Origin of the sequence: Bacillus aerius (assembly GCF_029894105.1) — a bacterium.
GTDB classification, from domain to species: domain Bacteria; phylum Bacillota; class Bacilli; order Bacillales; family Bacillaceae; genus Bacillus; species Bacillus altitudinis.
Genome location: NZ_JARYHO010000001.1, coordinates 1,144,245 through 1,162,667 on the forward strand (window position 1 = coordinate 1,144,245; position 18,423 = coordinate 1,162,667).

Annotated in this window: 21 protein-coding genes and 1 riboswitch; of the genes, 15 read left to right on the plus strand and 6 right to left on the minus strand. The window is 41.8% G+C overall.

Annotated features, from left to right (window positions below; translation table 11 throughout):
* The first annotated feature begins 46 nt into the window (after positions 1–46).
* A complete protein-coding gene (gene pepF / locus M2353_RS05790; RefSeq protein ID WP_342394135.1) occupies positions 47–1,873 on the plus strand; it encodes an oligoendopeptidase F in 1,827 nt (608 codons plus the stop codon).
* Between the two features lie 227 nt (positions 1,874–2,100).
* Here the strand turns inward: pepF and M2353_RS05795 are convergent, their stop codons facing one another.
* From M2353_RS05795 to M2353_RS05815, 5 genes are all read right to left on the minus strand, one after another.
* Entirely contained in the window at positions 2,101–2,274 is a 174-nt protein-coding gene (locus M2353_RS05795) for a hypothetical protein (protein ID WP_041092061.1), read from the minus strand.
* 296 nt (positions 2,275–2,570) lie between these two features.
* The gene (locus M2353_RS05800) at positions 2,571–3,482 is read right to left on the minus strand and encodes a ClpXP adapter SpxH family protein (RefSeq protein WP_007499002.1); all 912 of its coding nucleotides are present in this window, start codon (positions 3,480–3,482) and stop codon (positions 2,571–2,573) included.
* Positions 3,479–3,877, minus strand: a complete 399-nt coding sequence (locus tag M2353_RS05805; RefSeq protein ID WP_007499001.1) for a globin domain-containing protein — start codon at positions 3,875–3,877, stop codon at positions 3,479–3,481. The genes M2353_RS05800 and M2353_RS05805 overlap by 4 nt, the downstream gene beginning before the upstream one ends.
* A 277-nt stretch (positions 3,878–4,154) precedes the next feature.
* Positions 4,155–4,919, minus strand: a complete 765-nt coding sequence (locus M2353_RS05810; protein WP_284725103.1) for a lytic transglycosylase domain-containing protein — start codon at positions 4,917–4,919, stop codon at positions 4,155–4,157.
* Positions 4,920–4,944: 25 nt separating this feature from the next.
* On the minus strand, positions 4,945–5,520 hold the full coding sequence (locus M2353_RS05815; RefSeq protein ID WP_284725104.1) for a CYTH domain-containing protein: 576 nt from the start codon (positions 5,518–5,520) through the stop codon (positions 4,945–4,947).
* Positions 5,521–5,737: 217 nt separating this feature from the next.
* Between M2353_RS05815 and M2353_RS05820 the strand changes: the two genes are divergently transcribed.
* From M2353_RS05820 to M2353_RS05835, 4 genes are all read left to right on the plus strand, one after another.
* On the plus strand, positions 5,738–6,103 hold the full coding sequence (locus M2353_RS05820; protein WP_008348459.1) for a UPF0738 family protein: 366 nt from the start codon (positions 5,738–5,740) through the stop codon (positions 6,101–6,103).
* A gap of 33 nt (positions 6,104–6,136) precedes the next feature.
* Positions 6,137–6,766, plus strand: coding sequence for a GTP diphosphokinase (gene yjbM, locus M2353_RS05825; RefSeq protein ID WP_008348457.1), 630 nt, complete (start codon positions 6,137–6,139; stop codon positions 6,764–6,766).
* A 65-nt stretch (positions 6,767–6,831) separates the two neighbouring features.
* The gene (locus M2353_RS05830; protein WP_008355343.1) at positions 6,832–7,632 is read left to right on the plus strand and encodes an NAD kinase; all 801 of its coding nucleotides are present in this window, start codon (positions 6,832–6,834) and stop codon (positions 7,630–7,632) included.
* Between the two features lie 17 nt (positions 7,633–7,649).
* Positions 7,650–8,543, plus strand: coding sequence for an RluA family pseudouridine synthase (locus tag M2353_RS05835; RefSeq protein WP_284725990.1), 894 nt, complete (start codon positions 7,650–7,652; stop codon positions 8,541–8,543).
* Positions 8,544–8,583: 40 nt separating this feature from the next.
* Here M2353_RS05835 and prpE read toward each other — a convergent pair whose 3' ends face one another.
* A complete protein-coding gene (gene prpE, locus M2353_RS05840) occupies positions 8,584–9,327 on the minus strand; it encodes a bis(5'-nucleosyl)-tetraphosphatase PrpE (protein ID WP_017359667.1) in 744 nt (247 codons plus the stop codon).
* Between the two features lie 160 nt (positions 9,328–9,487).
* Here prpE and M2353_RS05845 point away from each other — a divergent pair, with 160 nt between their 5' ends.
* From M2353_RS05845 to M2353_RS05890, 10 genes are all read left to right on the plus strand, one after another.
* The gene (locus tag M2353_RS05845) at positions 9,488–11,335 is read left to right on the plus strand and encodes a monovalent cation:proton antiporter family protein (RefSeq protein ID WP_007498989.1); all 1,848 of its coding nucleotides are present in this window, start codon (positions 9,488–9,490) and stop codon (positions 11,333–11,335) included.
* Positions 11,336–11,388: 53 nt separating this feature from the next.
* A riboswitch (TPP riboswitch) is annotated at positions 11,389–11,498 on the plus strand.
* A 78-nt stretch (positions 11,499–11,576) separates the two neighbouring features.
* A complete protein-coding gene (gene tenA, locus M2353_RS05850; RefSeq protein ID WP_017367022.1) occupies positions 11,577–12,287 on the plus strand; it encodes a thiaminase II in 711 nt (236 codons plus the stop codon).
* Positions 12,262–12,879: a thiazole tautomerase TenI gene (gene tenI, locus M2353_RS05855; RefSeq protein WP_284725105.1), complete on the plus strand. Its 618-nt coding sequence runs from the start codon at positions 12,262–12,264 to the stop codon at positions 12,877–12,879. The genes tenA and tenI overlap by 26 nt, the downstream gene beginning before the upstream one ends.
* Positions 12,863–13,975, plus strand: coding sequence for a glycine oxidase ThiO (gene thiO, locus M2353_RS05860; protein WP_284725106.1), 1,113 nt, complete (start codon positions 12,863–12,865; stop codon positions 13,973–13,975). The genes tenI and thiO overlap by 17 nt, the downstream gene beginning before the upstream one ends.
* Complete coding sequence (thiS, locus tag M2353_RS05865) at positions 13,972–14,175, plus strand: sulfur carrier protein ThiS (protein WP_017367025.1); 204 nt, start codon at positions 13,972–13,974, stop codon at positions 14,173–14,175. The genes thiO and thiS overlap by 4 nt, the downstream gene beginning before the upstream one ends.
* 4 nt (positions 14,176–14,179) lie before the next feature.
* Positions 14,180–14,947 carry a thiazole synthase gene (locus M2353_RS05870; protein WP_284725107.1) on the plus strand — a complete coding sequence of 256 codons (768 nt, stop codon included), beginning with the start codon at positions 14,180–14,182 and terminating at the stop codon, positions 14,945–14,947.
* Complete coding sequence (locus M2353_RS05875; RefSeq protein ID WP_284725108.1) at positions 14,944–15,957, plus strand: thiazole biosynthesis adenylyltransferase ThiF; 1,014 nt, start codon at positions 14,944–14,946, stop codon at positions 15,955–15,957. The genes M2353_RS05870 and M2353_RS05875 overlap by 4 nt, the downstream gene beginning before the upstream one ends.
* A gap of 17 nt (positions 15,958–15,974) precedes the next feature.
* Entirely contained in the window at positions 15,975–16,781 is an 807-nt protein-coding gene (thiD, locus tag M2353_RS05880; protein ID WP_284725109.1) for a bifunctional hydroxymethylpyrimidine kinase/phosphomethylpyrimidine kinase, read from the plus strand.
* 149 nt (positions 16,782–16,930) lie between these two features.
* Positions 16,931–17,707 carry an enoyl-ACP reductase FabI gene (gene fabI / locus M2353_RS05885; RefSeq protein WP_003211867.1) on the plus strand — a complete coding sequence of 259 codons (777 nt, stop codon included), beginning with the start codon at positions 16,931–16,933 and terminating at the stop codon, positions 17,705–17,707.
* Between the two features lie 113 nt (positions 17,708–17,820).
* Positions 17,821–18,396: a CotO family spore coat protein gene (locus M2353_RS05890; protein WP_284725110.1), complete on the plus strand. Its 576-nt coding sequence runs from the start codon at positions 17,821–17,823 to the stop codon at positions 18,394–18,396.
* Positions 18,397–18,423 lie beyond the last annotated feature (27 nt).

Genomic DNA, 18,423 nt, shown 5'->3' on the forward strand with positions numbered 1-18,423 from the left:
CTTTCCGAAAGGTTGGTTCAACACAACTCATGCAAGGGGGATTCATATGACTTCACAAAATAACAACAATCATTTACCAGACAGAAGCGAAGTAAAAGAAGAAAACAAATGGCGCCTTGAAGATATTTTTGAAAGTGTCGATTCTTGGAATAAGGAATTCGAAGCTGTAAAAAAAGAAATTCCGAAGCTCGCCCAATTTAAAGGCAAGCTGGCCCATTCTGCTGATGTCTTGTATGAAGCCCTAACATTTCAGGATCAACTTTCTGAAAAACTTGGCAAGCTTTATACATATGCGCACATGAAATACGATGAAGATACAACAAATTCATCATTTCAGGCTTTAAATGATAAAGCATCCAATTTATTTACACAGCTGTCTAGTACATCTGCCTATATTGTTCCGGAAATTTTATCTATTCAAGAAGATAAGCTGCAGCAATTTATTTTGGAAAAAGAAGAATTAAAACTTTATTCTCACGCTCTCGAAGAAATTAACAAAGAGCGTCCGCATATTTTAAGTGAGGAGCAAGAAGCTTTATTAGCTGAAGCCTCTGAACCTTTATCAACATCATCCACTACGTTTAGTATGTTTAATAATGCAGATATTTCGTTCCCTTCTGTTAAGGATGAAAATGGAGAAGAAAAGAAAATTACTCATGGCAACTTCATTACCTTTTTAAACAGTGATGATCGTGAAGTGAGAAAGAATGCTTTTAAAGCCGTTTATAAAACGTATGATCAATATAAGAATACTTTGGCGTCTACACTCAGCGGCTCGATTAAAAAGGATAATTTTTATGCGAAAGTACGTCATTACAAATCTGCAAGAGAAGCAGCGTTATCACGCAACAGTATTCCTGAAGAAGTGTATGACAATCTAATTAATACAGTTCATCAATATTTACCGTTATTACACCGCTACATTGAATTGCGTAAAAAGGTATTAAAGCTTGATGAAGTGCACAATTATGACTTGTATACACCATTAGTAAAAGATGCTGGCATGAAGCTGACATATGATGAAGCAAAGGATTATATGCTGAAAGGGTTAGCGCCATTAGGAGAAGAATATGTTTCGGTATTAAAAGAGGGACTCGAAAATCGCTGGGTAGACGTTTATGAGAATAAAGGGAAACGAAGCGGCGCGTATTCTTCTGGAAGCTATGGTACGAATCCTTATATCTTAATGAACTGGCAAAATAATATTGATAATTTATTTACACTGGCTCATGAATTTGGTCACTCTGTTCATAGCTACTATACAAGAAAGCATCAGCCATATCCGTACGGAAACTACAGCATTTTTGTAGCGGAAGTAGCTTCTACAACAAATGAAGCATTACTAGGTGAATACTTACTCAATCATTTAGAGGACAAAAAGCAGCGCTTGTATGTGCTCAATCACTTGTTAGAAGGATTTAGAGGGACGGTATTCAGACAAACGATGTTTGCAGAGTTCGAGCACCTGATTCATGTGAAAGCGCAAGAAGGGGAGGCATTAACGCCAGAGTTTATGACGAACCTGTATTACGACCTGAATAAGAAGTATTTTGGCGACGGTATGGTTGTGGATAAGGAAATCGGATTAGAATGGACGCGAATTCCGCATTTCTATTACAACTATTATGTGTATCAATATGCGACAGGCTATAGTGCGGCTCAGGCATTAAGTAAACAAATTTTAGAAGAAGGGAAACCTGCGGTGGAGCGCTATACAGACTTCCTTAAAGCAGGAAGCTCTGACTATCCAATCAACGTGCTGAAAAAAGCTGGTGTAGATATGGCATCGAAAGAGCCAATTGAGGCAGCATGTCAATTGTTTGAAGAAAAATTAAAGGAAATGGAAGAGCTCATCTCAAAGACTGGTGAGTAACGAGAAGACTTCTGTCAGATGTGTGAGTGCAAACTCACCTTTTGGCAGGAGTTTTTTCTTGAAATAAAAAAGACCAGATTGTTGACAAAGGGCTAAAATGAACTTGATTTTAGCCCTTTGACTTCTTTTTAGCGTGATAGAAATCCTTTGCAGGACTGACACCGAATGCGAGGGTTTGCCTACACGCTAGACCTCGTCTATATGAACGAGGTTTGTACATTCAATGATTACGTTTTAAATCCTTTGAAGGTTTTTCGGTGATTCATTCGATAGAGTGTAAAGAGAATGGAAGCGAATAGGAGTGGAGACGTCAGGTAAAGAGGCAGCATCTTCATTAAGCCTAATATATTTAAACAGAAACATAAGCCAATGGCAACAAGTCCAATGGTTGTGCTGCGCATGCAGATCCCCCCATTTTTTTGTTACTTTCACTATATGAAAGTGACAGTCCTCTTATGTTTTGTGACAAAAATATGAACATATAGTATATCGGTTGTCATAAGTCGACAAAATTTGATATACTACAGATGTGAAATTAATCACATACAAACATTACCCCTTTGTTTGACCGTGAAAAATTTCTCCCATCCCCTTTGTTGTCGTTAAGACATAGTGAAACCGCGCTTATCCCGGCGCGGTTTCTTCGTACTTATCAATAGAACAAGTGTTCTTTTGGATGTGAAGAAAAAAACATGGGTCAGCACCCATGTTCATTCTCACAGCGGTAGACATCAAGATCTGAATGATTGTCTCCTTCTGTATAACGCCAAAACATTTCTTGATGTACTTGTACACGTTCTACCTTTTTAGCAAATGCGAGCTTTTTCATCTCGCGTTCAACTTCTTCAAGGGTCAGGTCATATACAACGGCAATTTCTTTTGCTGATGCAAATTGAAAGTAAGCGATAAACCATTCAATTGGCGGTCGTTCTGAAGGTGTTGGTTTTTCGCCAATCATTTCAAAGAGAATTTCCTCGTAAATATCATAAGAATATGCACCTGAAATCTTTAATCCTTCTTCGCCATTTATCGTATTAAAAAAGGCGAAAGTGGGAAGCTCAGACACATCCATTTCAGCTGCGATTTTCATATCACATTGGAGTGCTTTGACAGCACTTTGAGAATGGATATCTCGCTGGAACTCTTCAATGTCCAGTCCAGCCGTTTTTGCATTTTCTAGCAATACTTGTTCACTGGTGACGTCCTGCTGATGGCAAAAAAGCGATTCTTGAATGAGTCGTAAAAATTTCATTCCGCATTTTCTGCCCTGAAGTTCAGCTGCTTTTAATGCAAGAGAGGCGAGATAAGGTGATGTCACAATTTGTTCAGACAGCATTTGTTCTTTTTTGGTCTGAGTTTTCGTGGCAAATTTCCCCCACGCTTCGGTTAGTAAATGTTTTTTTCGTTTCCGGTTCAAAGCATTAATACTAGAACTTGTAACCGTTCGTAAAGTGAAGAAACGGCCATATTTCATTTTCAACTTTTTAATTGATGGCTCTAATAACCAGCAGTCCGGGCTGAGAGGATCAATGAATACATAGATTTCAATCGGCTTTTGAGGATGTCCGTGACAATGTGAGAAATATTGCTCATGCGGATTGCAGCTCAAGATCGTCCGTCCTTTTCAGGTATTTGGTTGACCATGTGACGAGCCGTCAAAGACAGTCGCTCAAATAAAAAGTCACGAATATCGCCGGTTAGTCCTACTTGATCCATTGCATCCTCCATGCATTCAAGCCATGCGTCCGCTCGCTCCTCAGTAATCGGAAAAGGGAGATGTCTCGCCCGTAGCATTGGGTGACCATGCTCCTCAGTATAAAGCGGCGGTCCGCCTAAATATTGAGTTAAGAACTGTTTTTGTTTTCTTGCTGTTTCTTTTAAGTCATCCGGGAAAATAGGATGAAGCAAAGGATGACACTTTACATTTTCATAAAAAGTATCAACAAGTTGCGATAGAAGTTCCTCTCCAACCGCTTCGTAAGGTGCGTTAAACGATTGTACCATGTTGACTACTCCTTTAACTCGTAGCTAATAGGATGGCTCACCCTATTGCGAATTTCATGTATTTCAAAAGTGATATTCAGTTTGTTCTATTTTGTTGTTTCTATTCTTGTATACTTATTTTAACAACCTCTACTCAATTCCACAAACAAACCGCTTTGGTCCTTTGGGAATAGTGAGGGAGACAGGGTCCGTGTTCAATTGACCATATCATAACACATTCAGTCAAAAAAGGGTGAAAAGCGACATACAAAAAACCGAAGAGGTTATTCTCTTCGGTTTAGGCGAAATATTGAGCTGTGATTTTCTTTACATAATTTTGTGTTTCTTTAAATGGAGGAATGCCTCCGTACTTATCTACATTCCCTGAGCCTGCGTTATAAGCGGCTAAGGCAAGTGAGACATTTCCATTATATTTTTGCAGCATTTGTTTTAAATACTTCGTTCCGCCTTCAATGTTTTGGGCTGCATCAAAGGCATTGTTCACGCCAAGTGATTTAGCAGTAGACGGCATAAGCTGCATCAGTCCAAGTGCACCAGCATGGCTGACAGCATTCGTGCGATAACCGGATTCTTGCTTGATCACTGCGTGGATCAGCTTTTCTGGAACTCCGTGCTTTTGAGCCATTTGTGAGACGATCTGATTAATCTCTTTTGATGAAGAGCCTGAAACAGCTTTTTGAAGCGGCGGTGTGTAGCTGTTATTTAAGACGTTTCCAATACCATTTGCGGTATTCAATTGGCTGTCATTTACATAAAGAGACTGAGATTGAAGCTGTTCACTGCCAGCTATCGCAGATAAATATGGATTCATGCGTGCATATTGCGTGTTCGGAGACGTTGATGGGTCCGATCCCATGAAAGCAGAAATGGAAAGCGGGAGACGAGATAATTCTGATCCGCCTAAAAAATCTTGCAACAGCGACTGGAATGAAGTCTCAGCGCTTGATTCTTGTCCAGCTGTGAGTTGTGTTTGTCCATTATCAGATTGTAACGTTTTGAGTGCTTGAAGCTGCATAAAGGATTGAAGTTGATTGACGTTCATCATGTTCCTCCTTCAAGGAATTCATCTATTCTTTTGTTTTCATTTTTTCTTCATAAAAACGTACGACTTTGTTTTTCGTGTGTCTTGGTGGGATCTGAAATTGCTGAAGCAATGCTGTAAAAGCGGCTTGTCCAATGTCTAAATCGCTCACTTCAAATTCAAGTTCATAGTCCTCTACTGTTAAATATCGGCTGTGATCCAAAACAATTAAGCCTTCTTTGATCATTTTTTCTGCTCTTGACGTTTCCAGTGAACCAAAATACACGATTTGATCCTTTTGAATGTGAAGGTGTACTAATCTGTCTGCCACTTCACCTTCTGGCAGTTGGAAATGTTCAAGACTCGCTGGAGGATCGATCGTTTGGTGAGTTTCTAAAAGCCCGATCTCATGAGGTTCCTTTAATGTAAGAACCCACTGCCCGCCTTTTTCTCTCATTCGTAATGCAGCGAATTTGGATTTTATATCAAATTGAGGTGTATCAAAATAATAGTTGGTTTGAGTGTGGAAGTCCTCGTCCTTTAATTGAAAATATTCTTTTATCTGTTCAAATTCTTCTTTCATTAATAATTGTTTTAGTTCTATCTCAATTTCCTGTGCCATTTTGACATCAACCTTTCATTTAGAGGAAATATGATTATTGTACATGAAAAGCTTCTTTTTTTCTTATTTATTCCTTAAAAAGAGACGTATATAGATGCTAAATGAGGCAAAATGAACAACGAAATGGAGAAATCAAATTTTCTCAAAAAGTTCGGTTTATCAATATTGAACTTGATATGATAAAATAAAGCTGTACTTTGTTGTAAAGGAGATCATGATGCAAAACAGAATTGAAATCACAGAAGCAACTTTAAAAGAAGACAGGCTGATCTTGACGGTCCAGTCAGATGAGCAAATTCAAAAAGCAAAAGCATCAGGACAAATGCTTGTTGATTCTGATCACTTTGCGTTCGTTTACATACTTGAGACTGAGGAGTCTTTTACGTATCTTATTTTAGGAGAACATACATGGGCTCCATTAAAAGAAGCAATGAATCGTGAAATCCCTGTCTATTTGGCGGCGGAAGAGCAAACGCTAGAACTCATTCAACTTCATCAGGAATTAAACTATTTAATCGACAATATTAAAGACAATGCCAATTACGGAGATATGGAAGAGAAAGTGAAGAGCACATTCCTCTGAAATAATTAGGTATTTGGAATTGGGGGAAGTTTCATGGACAAAAAACAATGGGATCAATTCCTCGCACCATATAAGCAAGCAGTCGAAGAATTAAAAGTGAAACTAAAAGGCATCCGAAAACTGTATGAATTTGAGGATGACCATTCACCAGTAGAATTTGTCACTGGCCGAGTGAAACCCGTTGCCAGCATATTGGAAAAGGCAAAGCGCAAAAACATCCCGATGCATGAGATTGAAACGATGCAGGATATTGCAGGGCTTCGCATTATGTGCCAATTTGTAGAAGATATACAAGTCGTCAAGAAAATGCTCCAGTCACGAAAAGATTTCGTGGTTGTAGATAAACGCGACTATATTGCAGAACATAAAGAAAGCGGATACCGCTCGTACCACCTTGTTGTGTTATATCCGCTGCAAACGATCAATGGAGAGAAGCAGCTCCTCGTCGAAATCCAAATCCGTACATTAGCCATGAACTTTTGGGCGACCATCGAGCATTCTCTGAATTATAAATATAGCGGGAATATCCCGGAGAAGGTCAAGCAGCGCCTTCAAAGAGCTTCTGAGGCAGCATCTCTTCTTGATGATGAGATGTCTGAAATCAGAGGGGAAATTCAAGAAGCGCAAGTGGCATTTTCCCGGAAAAAGAAAAACGATAGCTGAGCCTAAGCTTGATCAAATATGATGCTGCTTTCTCGTCGCAGCAAGGTGGAAAAGGAGAAGAATTCATGAAATTTGCAGTTTCTTCGAAAGGGAATTCTGTATCTGACACACTTAAAAATAAAATACAGACCTACTTATTGGATTTTGGAATGGAATTAAATGAAGAGGAACCCGATCTCGTCATTACAGTTGGCGGAGACGGAACCCTTTTATACGCTTTTCACCGGTATAGCAACCGTCTGAACGAAACCGCTTTTGTCGGCGTACATACAGGCCATCTTGGTTTTTATGCGGACTGGGTCCCGAGTGAAATTGAAAAGCTTGTGTTAGCCATTGCCAAAACGCCTTATCATATTGTGGAATATCCGATTCTTGAAGTCATCGTCAGGTACAACGATGGGGGCAGGGAAGAAAAATATTTAGCAATGAATGAATGTACGATTAAAAGTATGGAAGGTACACTTGTGGCAGATGTTGAGATTAGGGGTCAGCTTTTTGAAACATTCAGAGGAGACGGCCTTTGTTTGTCTACACCATCTGGCAGTACAGCCTATAATAAGGCACTTGGCGGGGCTATTATTCACCCATCCATTAGGGCGATCCAGCTGGCAGAAATGGCTTCAATCAACAACAGAGTGTTTAGAACGGTCGGTTCGCCGCTCATTTTGCCCGACCACCATACGTGTGTGATCAAACCGATTAATGATGTGGATTTTCAGGTGACGATAGATCATTTGTCGCTGCTGCATAAAGATGTGAAATCCATTCAATGCCGAGTGGCAGACGAGAATGTCCGGTTTGCCCGATTTAGACCATTTCCGTTTTGGAAAAGGGTGCAAGATTCCTTTATCGGCAAAGGAGAATAAGAAAGAGGTTGTTCTCGCTGGAATACTTTAAGATAAACAAAACCATATCAGCCAAAGAAGAAGGCAGGCTGCTGAAGGACTACTTAATCGATCTTGGCATTTCAAAACGAATGCTGACAGATATTAAATTTGATGGCGGTGACCTTCTGATTAATGGAGAGCATGTGACCGTGAGATATGAGCTGCGCGAGGGAGACAGGCTCACCATTTTATTTCCCGAGGAAAAAGTGAGTGAAGGGCTAAAACCTGCGGCCATTCCGCTTGATATTTTATTTGAGGACGAGCACGTGCTTGTGCTGAATAAAAAGCCGTATATCCCATCGATTCCTTCTCGAGAGCACCCTGAGTATAGTATTGCAAATGGGGTGCTTCACCATTATGCTGAGCAGTCCGTTCGGCTGACTGTCCACTTGGTGAACCGTCTTGATCGTGATACTTCTGGTGTCATGTTAGTCGCTAAACATCGCTTTGCACACAGCCTTTTATCAAAGGCGCAGAAAAAAGGGGAAGTCAAGCGAACGTATAGAGCCATTACACATGGCATGATCACGCAAAAGGAAGGAACAATTAAAGCAAAAATTGCTCGAAAAGGGGACAGCATTATTGAACGAATGGTGGATGAATCTGGTCAGGAAGCCGTAACACATTATACGGTGCGGGCGGTACATACTCATTTAGATATGTCTGATGTGTCCCTTACCCTTGAAACGGGAAGAACTCATCAAATTCGTGTTCACATGCAATTCCTTGGTCATCCGCTTGTTGGAGATACACTATATGGTGGAACAAGCGAGAGAATAGGCAGGCAGGCACTTCATAGTGAAACCCTTGTTTTTCCGCATCCGATAACAGGGGAGTCCATGACCTTTTCGGCTCCTTTACCGGATGATATGACATTATTGCTTCAGTAAACAAGTAAACCCGGACACCTGTCATGGTGGACCGGGTTTTTTATTGCGTGAAATGCTGAAATCTTGAATCGTCATATGGCATAGATGAAGGAACAGATACTGTCTCAAGCTCTGGATATCTAAGGGCAGAGAGCTTGTGGCCAAAGACGCAGCCTGTATCAATGTTAACCGTTCTACCGATGAATCTTGGTTCTTTTACGGGTGTATGCCCGTACACAATCCATGGTTTTCCGTGATATTCCTTTGCCCAGTCCTTCCTGACAGGTCGACCGTCTGGCCATGTTTCTCCGGTGACTGCTCCAAATAATAGATAAGACCTCATCTGTTTGTTCGGTTTTTTGCCAATATCCTTTTCCTTCATCGCTGCGTGTGCAATGATCAGTTCATTCGGAATCAGTACATCATAAAGCGGTGCCTTTTCAAATAAATGTTTAAATTCACGTGATAAAATGGTTTGTTCATCATGCGGCAGGTTTTTGATTTCGTTCACCGTTGTTTCAATGCCATGCAGTAATTTTACGGGATTTCCTTTCAAATAGCGATACAGCTTAAAACAATGGTTGCCAGGCACATAGCGGATTGCGCCCTTAGAATAGGCGTGTATGACAAATTGCATGACGGCAACTGATCGAGGGCCGCGGTCTGTTAAATCACCAACAAGGGCCAGTGTTCTCTTATCAGGGTGGACAGGTAGTCCATGTTTGAGTTCGTATCCTAGTTTGTGTATGAGGGTAAGCAGCTCTTCGTAGCAGCCGTGGATATCGCCGATGATATCGAATTTCATAAAGGTTCCTCCTGATTTTTTCATCCATTTATCGGATATAAAGAAGTTTGAATTTTAGAAAATATAACGAATGGCTTTCATTTCATTTGGGCAATTGTTAGAATCAATGCTTTAACGTAAAACTTAAAAATTAAACATGAATGTTAGGAGGCTTTAGCCAATGGAGCATACATCTGTTTCATCACTCGTTGTCGTTATTATTGTAGCCTTTTTCACCCCCATTTTATTGCACCGATTTAAGCTGACCATCCCGGTCGTTGTCGCTGAAATCATCATGGGGCTCATCATTGGAAAAAGCGGTCTTCAACTAGTTGTTGAACACGACGCATGGCTAGATACGTTATCCATGCTAGGTTTTATTTTTCTTATGTTTTTAAGTGGACTTGAAATAGATTTTTCTTCTTTTGAATCAAAGAAGAAAGCGCGAGAACTGCCAAATGGTTTAAAAGAACCGAATACATTTAAAACAGCGACCATTATTTTTGTTGGCGTATTTTGTATGTCCTTTATCCTGTCTTATGCGTTTGTCCTTGCAGGATTTATTCAAAATGCCTTTTTAATGACGCTTATTATTTCCACCATCTCATTGGGTGTGGTAGTTCCTACCTTAAAAGAGGAAAAGTTGATGCAGACGAATATTGGTCAAATCATTTTGCTTGTAGCCGTCATTGCTGATTTGGTGACAATGATTTTACTTGCTGTGTTTTCCTCCATTTATGGCGATGGAACAGGGAACATGTGGTTGCTCTTATTATTATTTGCGGCAGGTATTCTTCTTTATTTATTTGGCCGGGTATTTAAGACAAAGTCCATTTTTCAGTCCATGTCAAAAGGAACGGTGCAAATTGGGACAAGAGCCATCTTTACTCTCATTATAGTCTTAGTTGCCTTATCTGAATCACTCGGTGCTGAAAATATTCTTGGGGCTTTTTTAGCAGGTGTGCTTGTGTCTCTTCTTTCGCCTAATAAAGAGCTCGTACAGCAGCTGGACTCGTTTGGCTATGGATTTTTAATTCCGATCTTTTTTGTGATGGTCGGTGTGGACCTGAATATATGGTCACTCTTTAAAGATCCAACCATCATGATCATGATTCCGCTACTGTTTATCGCATTATTGCTTAGTAAACTCGTTCCGATTCTTTATTTAAAAAAATGGTATGACATGAAAAAAGTCATCGGTTCTGGTTTTTTATTAACCTCGACGTTATCCCTAGTTATTGCTGCTGCAACGATTGGTGAGCGGCTTGGTGTCATTGATCATAAAATGTCAGGAGCCCTTATTCTAGTCGCTGTGCTCACGAGTGTTTTAACGCCTGTTTGGTTTAAGGCGTTATTTAAACAAGAACGTGAAACCAATCATAAAAAGCGTGTGACGTTTATTGGAGCGAATCAGCTGACGTTACCTGTGACGCTTGATTTGCATCAGGATGAATATGACATCCGTATTTTACACGTCTTTCAGGAAAATAAAGAAGCCTTGCTTGCTGACTCCATCTTTGAAGTTGAAGCGATTGAACAATATGACGATGATACGCTCAGGCAGGCTGGCATCGGTCAAGAGGATGTACTCGTTGTGGCTACAGGCAGTGAAACGAAAAATAAGGAAATTGCTTTATTTGCAAAAGAAGAAGGGTCTAAACAAGTCATTGCAAGTGTTAACAAAGCGGAAGCCGAGCTGACTTTAAAGGAAGCAGGGATCGATACCTTTTCTAACTTCTTATCATCTAAAACGGTGCTGAGGGCATTGATTGAAGCACCTGATGCGATTCGCTTGTTAACAAATGAGGATTCTTCTTTGTATCAAATTCAAATGAACAATCATCGGTATCATAATGTCATGCTGAGGGAATTTCCTTTTACCGGCGATTTGGTGTTTGTCCGTATTTTTAGAGGAATTGACAGCTTAGTACCGCATGGGGATACGACGCTTAGAAGCGGTGACCGCGTGCTTGTGTCTGGCTCCCGGGAGTATGTGGCAGGACTTAGAGCCCAATTAGAGTTGCAATGAACCCTTGACCGATGAACAAATCCTGATTAAGATAGAGGTACAACAATATATGTTTGATCCACTAGGGGAGTCCTTTAAAAGGGCTGAGATAAAAGTGTAGACTTTTAGACCCTCATTACCTGAACAGGTTCATACCTGCGTAGGGAAGTGGTGCGGTGTTTGACTATGCTTTTTACAAATTCCAAACCACTTTCCACGCGGAAAGTGGTTTTTTTATATGGAAAAACAGGAGGAGAGGAACATGACATTTTCGAACGAATGTAAAGAAGCAGCAGCTAGATGGTGGAATGGGAGCTTTACACACCCTTTTGTGAAAGGGATTGGTGATGGCACACTTTCACTCGATCGTTTCACTTATTATGTGATGCAGGATTCGTACTATTTAACTCATTTTGCAAAAGTACAATCGTATGGAGCCGCTATTAGTGAGGACTTACATACGACAGGCAGAATGGCATATCATGCGCAGGGTACGTATGAAGCAGAGCTATCACTGCATAGAAAGTTCACAGAACTGCTCCAGATCTCTGATGAAGCGCTGGCAAACTTTAAACCTTCTCCAACTGCTTATGCATATACCTCGCATATGTACCGATCTGTGAAAAGCGGTCGTTTTGAAGAAATTTTAGCCGCATTATTGCCGTGCTACTGGCTTTATTATGAGGTAGGAGAAAAACTGAAACAAACAACGCCTGACCATCCGATTTATCAAGAATGGATTTTGACATATGGCGGGGATTGGTTTAAAGAGCTTGTTTTTGAACAGGTGAACCGTTTTGATGAACTTGCAGAAAAAGCGCCAGAACATGTGCGGGCTAATATGAAAGAAAATTTCGTGATTTCGAGCTATTACGAATACCATTTCTGGGAGATGGCGTATGAAAAAGAAATGTGGCAGACAGCATGCTTAGATGGGGTTGGTGCAAATGGAACTCCATGCAGTGACAAATGATACGCTTCCTGTCAGGGAGCTCATCAAGCAAATAAAAGACATTGCGTCTGAAGTAGACTTTATTCATATTCGTGAACGATCGAAGGCAGCAGGTGAGCTGGTTCACCTCGTGAAACAACTCCTAGCAGAAGGTGTTCCGAAAGAAAAGCTGATTATAAATGACCGAGTTGACGTTGCGCTGCTGACCAATATTCACCAGGTTCATCTTCCAGGACACAGCTTTTCGCCAAAGGAATTAAGACAAAAATTTCCTCATCTCCATGCGGGGGTATCGGTTCATTCGATAGAAGAAGCCAAAGCAGCAGAGAAGAACGGGGCAGAGTATGTCATGTTTGGGCATGTGTATGATACCGCATGCAAACCCGGACTTCAGGCGAGAGGCATAAAGGTTGTGGAGGAAATGACTTCTGAGCTGTCCATTCCAGTCGTTGTCATTGGTGGAATCACACCAGAACGACTGCCAGAATTGATGCATGTTGATTTAAAGGGAATAGCCGTCATGTCGGGAATTTTTGCTCATCCTCAGCCGCGCAAAATGGCGCAAACATTTTCTAAAAAGCGAAAGGAGAATCCTTATGAACAAGCATTATGATGTTGCAATCATTGGTGGTGGAATCATAGGGATGTCGATCGCTTATCACCTTGCAAAAGCAGGAAAGCAGATTGTCTTATTTGAGGCAAATGAGATCGGGAAGCAAACGACGAGTGCGGCTGCTGGCATGCTGGGTGCACATGCTGAAGGAGAAGGTGATGAGGATATTTTCTTTCAAGTAGGCAGACAAAGTCAGGCTTTATATGAAAAATTAACGGTCGACCTTCAGCATGAATCGGGCATTGATATTCAGACATCAGTGGGCGGGATTATGAAGGTGGCTTTTACAGAACAAGAAAAACGAGCGCTTTGCCGGATGCAGCATTTGCCCACATTTGAATGGCTTGAAGCAAGCGGCGTAAAAGAACGTATGCCTCAAATTGCAGATGACATCGTAGGAGCAGGATTGATAGCAGATGATGTCCATGTCGAGCCATATGCGGTGTGCAGGGCTTTTTGGCAGGCGGCTGTTCGGCACGGAGCGGATGTGAAGGAGTTTACCCCCGTTATCGATGTGAAGAGGGGAAAAGAAACTTTGACAGTCAGTACAGCTAAAGGCATCTTCACATGTGATCATCTGACTGTAGCAAGTGGTGTATGGTCAGGCCGTTTTTTAGAAGAACTGGGGTTATCACACTCTCTCTATCCTGTAAAAGGAGAATGCGTGTCTGTTTGGAATAACGGTCCAGCGCTTGCACACACCATCTATCATGATCATTGTTATATCGTTCAAAGGGATAGCGGTAAGCTAGTGATTGGTGCAACGATGATACCGAATGACTGGCAGGCCGTTCCGACACTTGGCGGTATTGAAGCAGTTATTCACAAAGCATCTCAGCTCATGCCTTCTATTCGAGAGATGCCGATTGATCAATGCTGGGCAGGTCTACGGCCAGCGACAAGCGACCGGCACCCCTATATCGGAAAACATCCAGAAGACGAGCGTATTCTTTTTGCAACGGGACATTACCGAAATGGCATTTTACTTGCGCCAATTACGGGGGAAATCATTCGCGGCTTAATAGCGGGCGAGTCTGTTCACAAGGAATGGCTTCATGCGTTTCGTATTGGGCGAAAGGAGGCATTGTTCGTATGAAAATTCAATTGAATGGAAGAATGGTTGATTTCGATAAGGAAAATGGCACGATTTTTGATCTGCTATCAGCGTATCAACTTGAAAACCGAGTGGTGATCGTTGAAAAGAACCAAGAAATTATAGATAAAGAAGCCTTTCAACAGGTAAAAATTCAACCAAATGACACGATTGAAATCGTTCACTTTGTAGGAGGAGGATGACAACATGCTGCGCATTGGCGGAAAAACATTTACATCAAGACTATTACTAGGGACAGGAAAGTATCCATCATTTGAAGTTCAAAAAGAGGCGGTCAACGTATCAGAAGCTGAAATTTTGACCTTTGCTGTGCGAAGAATGAACATTTTCGAAGCAACTCAGCCTAATTTTTTGGAACAGCTGGATTTATCTAAATATACGCTGCTTCCGAATACAGCTGGTGCAAGTACAGCAGAAGAGGCAGTTCGTATTGCTCGCTTAGCGAAGGCTTCTGGACTGTGTGACATGATCAAAGTAGAAGTCATTGGCTGCTCAAGGTCTCTTCTGCCAGATCCAGTCGAAACGTTAAAAGCATCTGAAATGCTATTAGAAGAAGGTTTTATCGTGCTGCCATATACATCAGATGATGTGGTGCTGGCAAGGAAATTAGAAGAACTTGGTGTTCATGCCATTATGCCAGGTGCTTCTCCAATTGGATCAGGTCAAGGATTGCTCAACCCTCTGAATCTATCGTTTATTATCGAACAGGCAAAGGTGCCAGTTATTATTGATGCGGGTGTAGGTTCTCCGAAGGATGCTGCTTATGCGATGGAATTGGGCGCTGATGCTGTATTACTGAATACAGCCGTGTCTGGCGCAAAGGACCCTGTGAAAATGGCTAAAGCGATGAAGCTGGCGATTGAATCTGGAAGACTCGGTTTCGAGGCAGGCCGTATTCCACTCAAAAACTATGGAACAGCCAGCAGTCCGCAGGAAGGAATGCCAGCATTTTGAGCACACGTTATTCACGCCAAGAGCTTTTTAGGCCGATTGGAACAGAAGGACAAAAACGGCTACATGCCTCAAAGGCCGTCATTATTGGGGCTGGGGCACTTGGAACAGCGAGTGCTGAAATGCTCGTCCGTGCCGGCGTAGGATCTGTCACCATTTTGGATAGAGATTATATTGAATGGAGCAACCTGCAGCGTCAGCAGCTATACACAGAACAAGATGTTCTTGATCGGCTGCCAAAGGCTGTGGCTGCTGAGAAAAGGCTCAAGCAGGTGAACAGTGACGTTCATGTGAGAGGAATCGTCATTGACGTGACCGCTCAAAATAATGATGAGTACGTCAGCGGGGCATCCATCATCGTGGATGCAGCGGATAATTTTGAGGTGAGAATGATTGCGAACGATGCGGCCGTCAAACATCAAATTCCGTTCCTTTACGGAGCCTGTGTAGCAAGCTACGGTATTCAATTCACAGTGATTCCTGGTGAAACACCATGTTTACACTGCCTGCTTGAGCATTTACCTGCACAAGGCATGACATGTGATACAGCAGGCATTATTAGTCCAGTTGTGCAGCAGGTTGCGGCCTATCAAGTGGCGGATGCACTGAAGCTTTTAACAGGACACCACATCACGCCGGTATTAAGATCGTTTGATTTATGGACAAACGAGCGATCTGATATTCGATCCGTTACGTCTTTAAAAAAGAAACAATGTCCAAGCTGCGGTCTTAAGACATACCCATTTCTCTCATATGATCAAAGAGCAAAAGCAGATGTATTATGTGGACGAAATACCGTACAAATTCGCAGTGCACTAGGGGCACCCCCGGCGCTGCATGAAGTAGCCCGTCAGCTAAAGAAAGCAGGAATGGATGTGCTGGAAAATCCTTATTTGCTTTCGTGTCAGAAGGATGAGTACAAGCTTGTTTTATTCAAAGATGGCAGAGCGCTTGTCCATGGGACAAATGATATTGCGAAAGCGAGAACGATTTATCATCAATGGATTGGCTAATGAGAGGGTGAGATGACATGACGATTAAAAAAGCATTAACCATCGCAGGTACTGATTCTGGTGGTGGAGCAGGTATTCAAGCAGACTTGAAAACCTTTCAGGAGCTTGGTGTGTACGGAATGTCCGCCATTACGGCCATTACAGCGCAAAACACACTTGGTGTTCACGGTATTTATCCACTGTCTATCGAGGCGCTCGAAAGTCAAATTGATGCAGTAGCAGAAGACTTGTTGCCAGATGCCGCTAAAACAGGGATGCTGTGGAGTGCCGACATGATCAGTGTCGTTGCTGAAAAGACGAAGCAATATGACTTGAAACTAATTGTCGATCCAGTCATGATTGCCAAAGGAGGCGCTTCTTTATTAAATGAAGATGCGGTCTCTGCTATGAAAACACAGTTACTACCTGTCAGTTATGCAGTCACACCGAATCTCCCTGAGGCAGAAGTGCTGACAGGCATGCGCATTCAGACAAAAGACGATCGTCATAGAGCAGCAGAACGACTTTATGAGCTTGGCACGTCCTATGTTGTGATTAAAGGAGGTCATAGTCCTTCAGGCGGCCTCATTACAGACCTTTTGTACGATGGAAAAAGCTTTTTTGAACTCACGAATGAACATATTGATACACCACATACACACGGAACAGGCTGTACATTTGCAGCGGCATTAACGGCAGAAATAGCAAAAGGTCGTTCCATGAAGGAAGCCTTTGAAACGGCAGAAACCTTTGTCCATGAGGCGATCAAATTTCCTCTGAATATTGGCGCTGGGCACGGACCGACTAACCACTTTGCTTATCAGCAAAACAGAGTCAAAGCATAAAAAGAAGACTGTCTTCACTTGTGAGGACGGTCTTTTTTCTGAAATAAAAACTTTCTTTCAACGGAAATTGTCAATATCTCATGATATGTGATAAGATTATGATCAGGTACTAATACTATGTCTTGAAAAAATAGGAGGCTTTAATACATATGAACTTTTCTTTAGAAGGCCGTAATATTGTGGTGATGGGTGTTGCCAATAAACGAAGCATTGCTTGGGGGATCGCTCGTTCACTTCACGAAGCAGGAGCTCGTTTGATTTTTACTTATGTTGGAGATCGTCTGGCAGAATCAGTAAAAGAACTAGCAAGCACGCTAGAGCGTGATGATTCCATTATTCTTCCTTGTGATGTGACAAGTGATGAAGAAATCGAAAAATGTTTTGCAACGATTAAAGAAAAAGTACAAGTCATCCATGGTGTTGCACATGCGATTGCATTTGCAAACAAAGAAGAGCTTGTTGGTGAATATTTGAACACGAACCGTGAAGGTTTCCTTTTAGCGCACAACATTAGTGCCTATTCACTAACAGCTGTAGCAAAAGCAGCACGTCCGCTCATGACAGAAGGCGGAAGCATTGTCACACTTACTTACCTAGGCGGAGAGCGCGTTGTCTCTAACTACAATGTCATGGGTGTAGCAAAAGCAGCCCTTGAAGCAAGTGTGAAATACTTAGCAGCTGACCTTGGAGCGGAAGGCATCCGTGTGAACAGCATTTCTGCTGGTCCAATTCGTACGTTATCTGCAAAAGGAATCAGCGGCTTTAATACAATCTTGAAGGATATTGAAGAGCGTGCACCGCTTCGCCGTACAACGACTCCTGAAGAAGTTGGCGATACAGCACTATTCTTATTCAGTGATTTATCCCGCGGCATGACAGGTGAGAATCTTCATGTTGATTCTGGCTTCCATATCATTGCCCGCTAAACGAATAATTGATTTGCAGCATACCAATCACTGGTATGCTGTTTTTTATTTTTCTTCTGATTTGGGGTGTCCTCTCATATATATAAGGAATGAATCATTCGGGAGGGATTAGTATGTCAAATAAAGGTGATGAGAATCAAAAGCCGCTTATGTATATTGTTCAGCCGAGCTATGATGAATCAGCGCCGGCCATGCAAAATATTGTGAGAAAGCGCAAGAAGTCAGAAAAACCTTCAGAAACCAAAAAAAGCGACAAAGAGCATGCAATCGAAGAGAGCGTGCAAGAACCTGTATCACAGGAAGTAAAGCAGAAAAAAGAAGAGCCGCCTGCGCTACAGCAAGAGCGGGAGATCAATCAAGAAAAAGATAATTCACAAAATCGAGAGCCAGTACAAGAACAAGAAAAACAGCCAGAAGGCGTATTACATGAAACAAAAGAAGAACCAAGAAGAAAACGAGTGAAGAAGCCGTTAAGCCAAATGAATATCGAGGAGAAAGTCGATTTTCTTACAAGTCTGCCGCATAATATGCCGAGAGCGCTTTGCCTCATTGAAGCCGATGGAAAAACATACAGAGGAATCATCATGGAGAGAAAAGACAATATGGTCGTCATCCGCACGGCAGGCGGTGGTAACCCAGTGGAATTAGCGATTGGTGATATTTCTTCTATTCATCCACTTGGTTTTTAATGAACATAAAAAAAGTCCCATAACGGG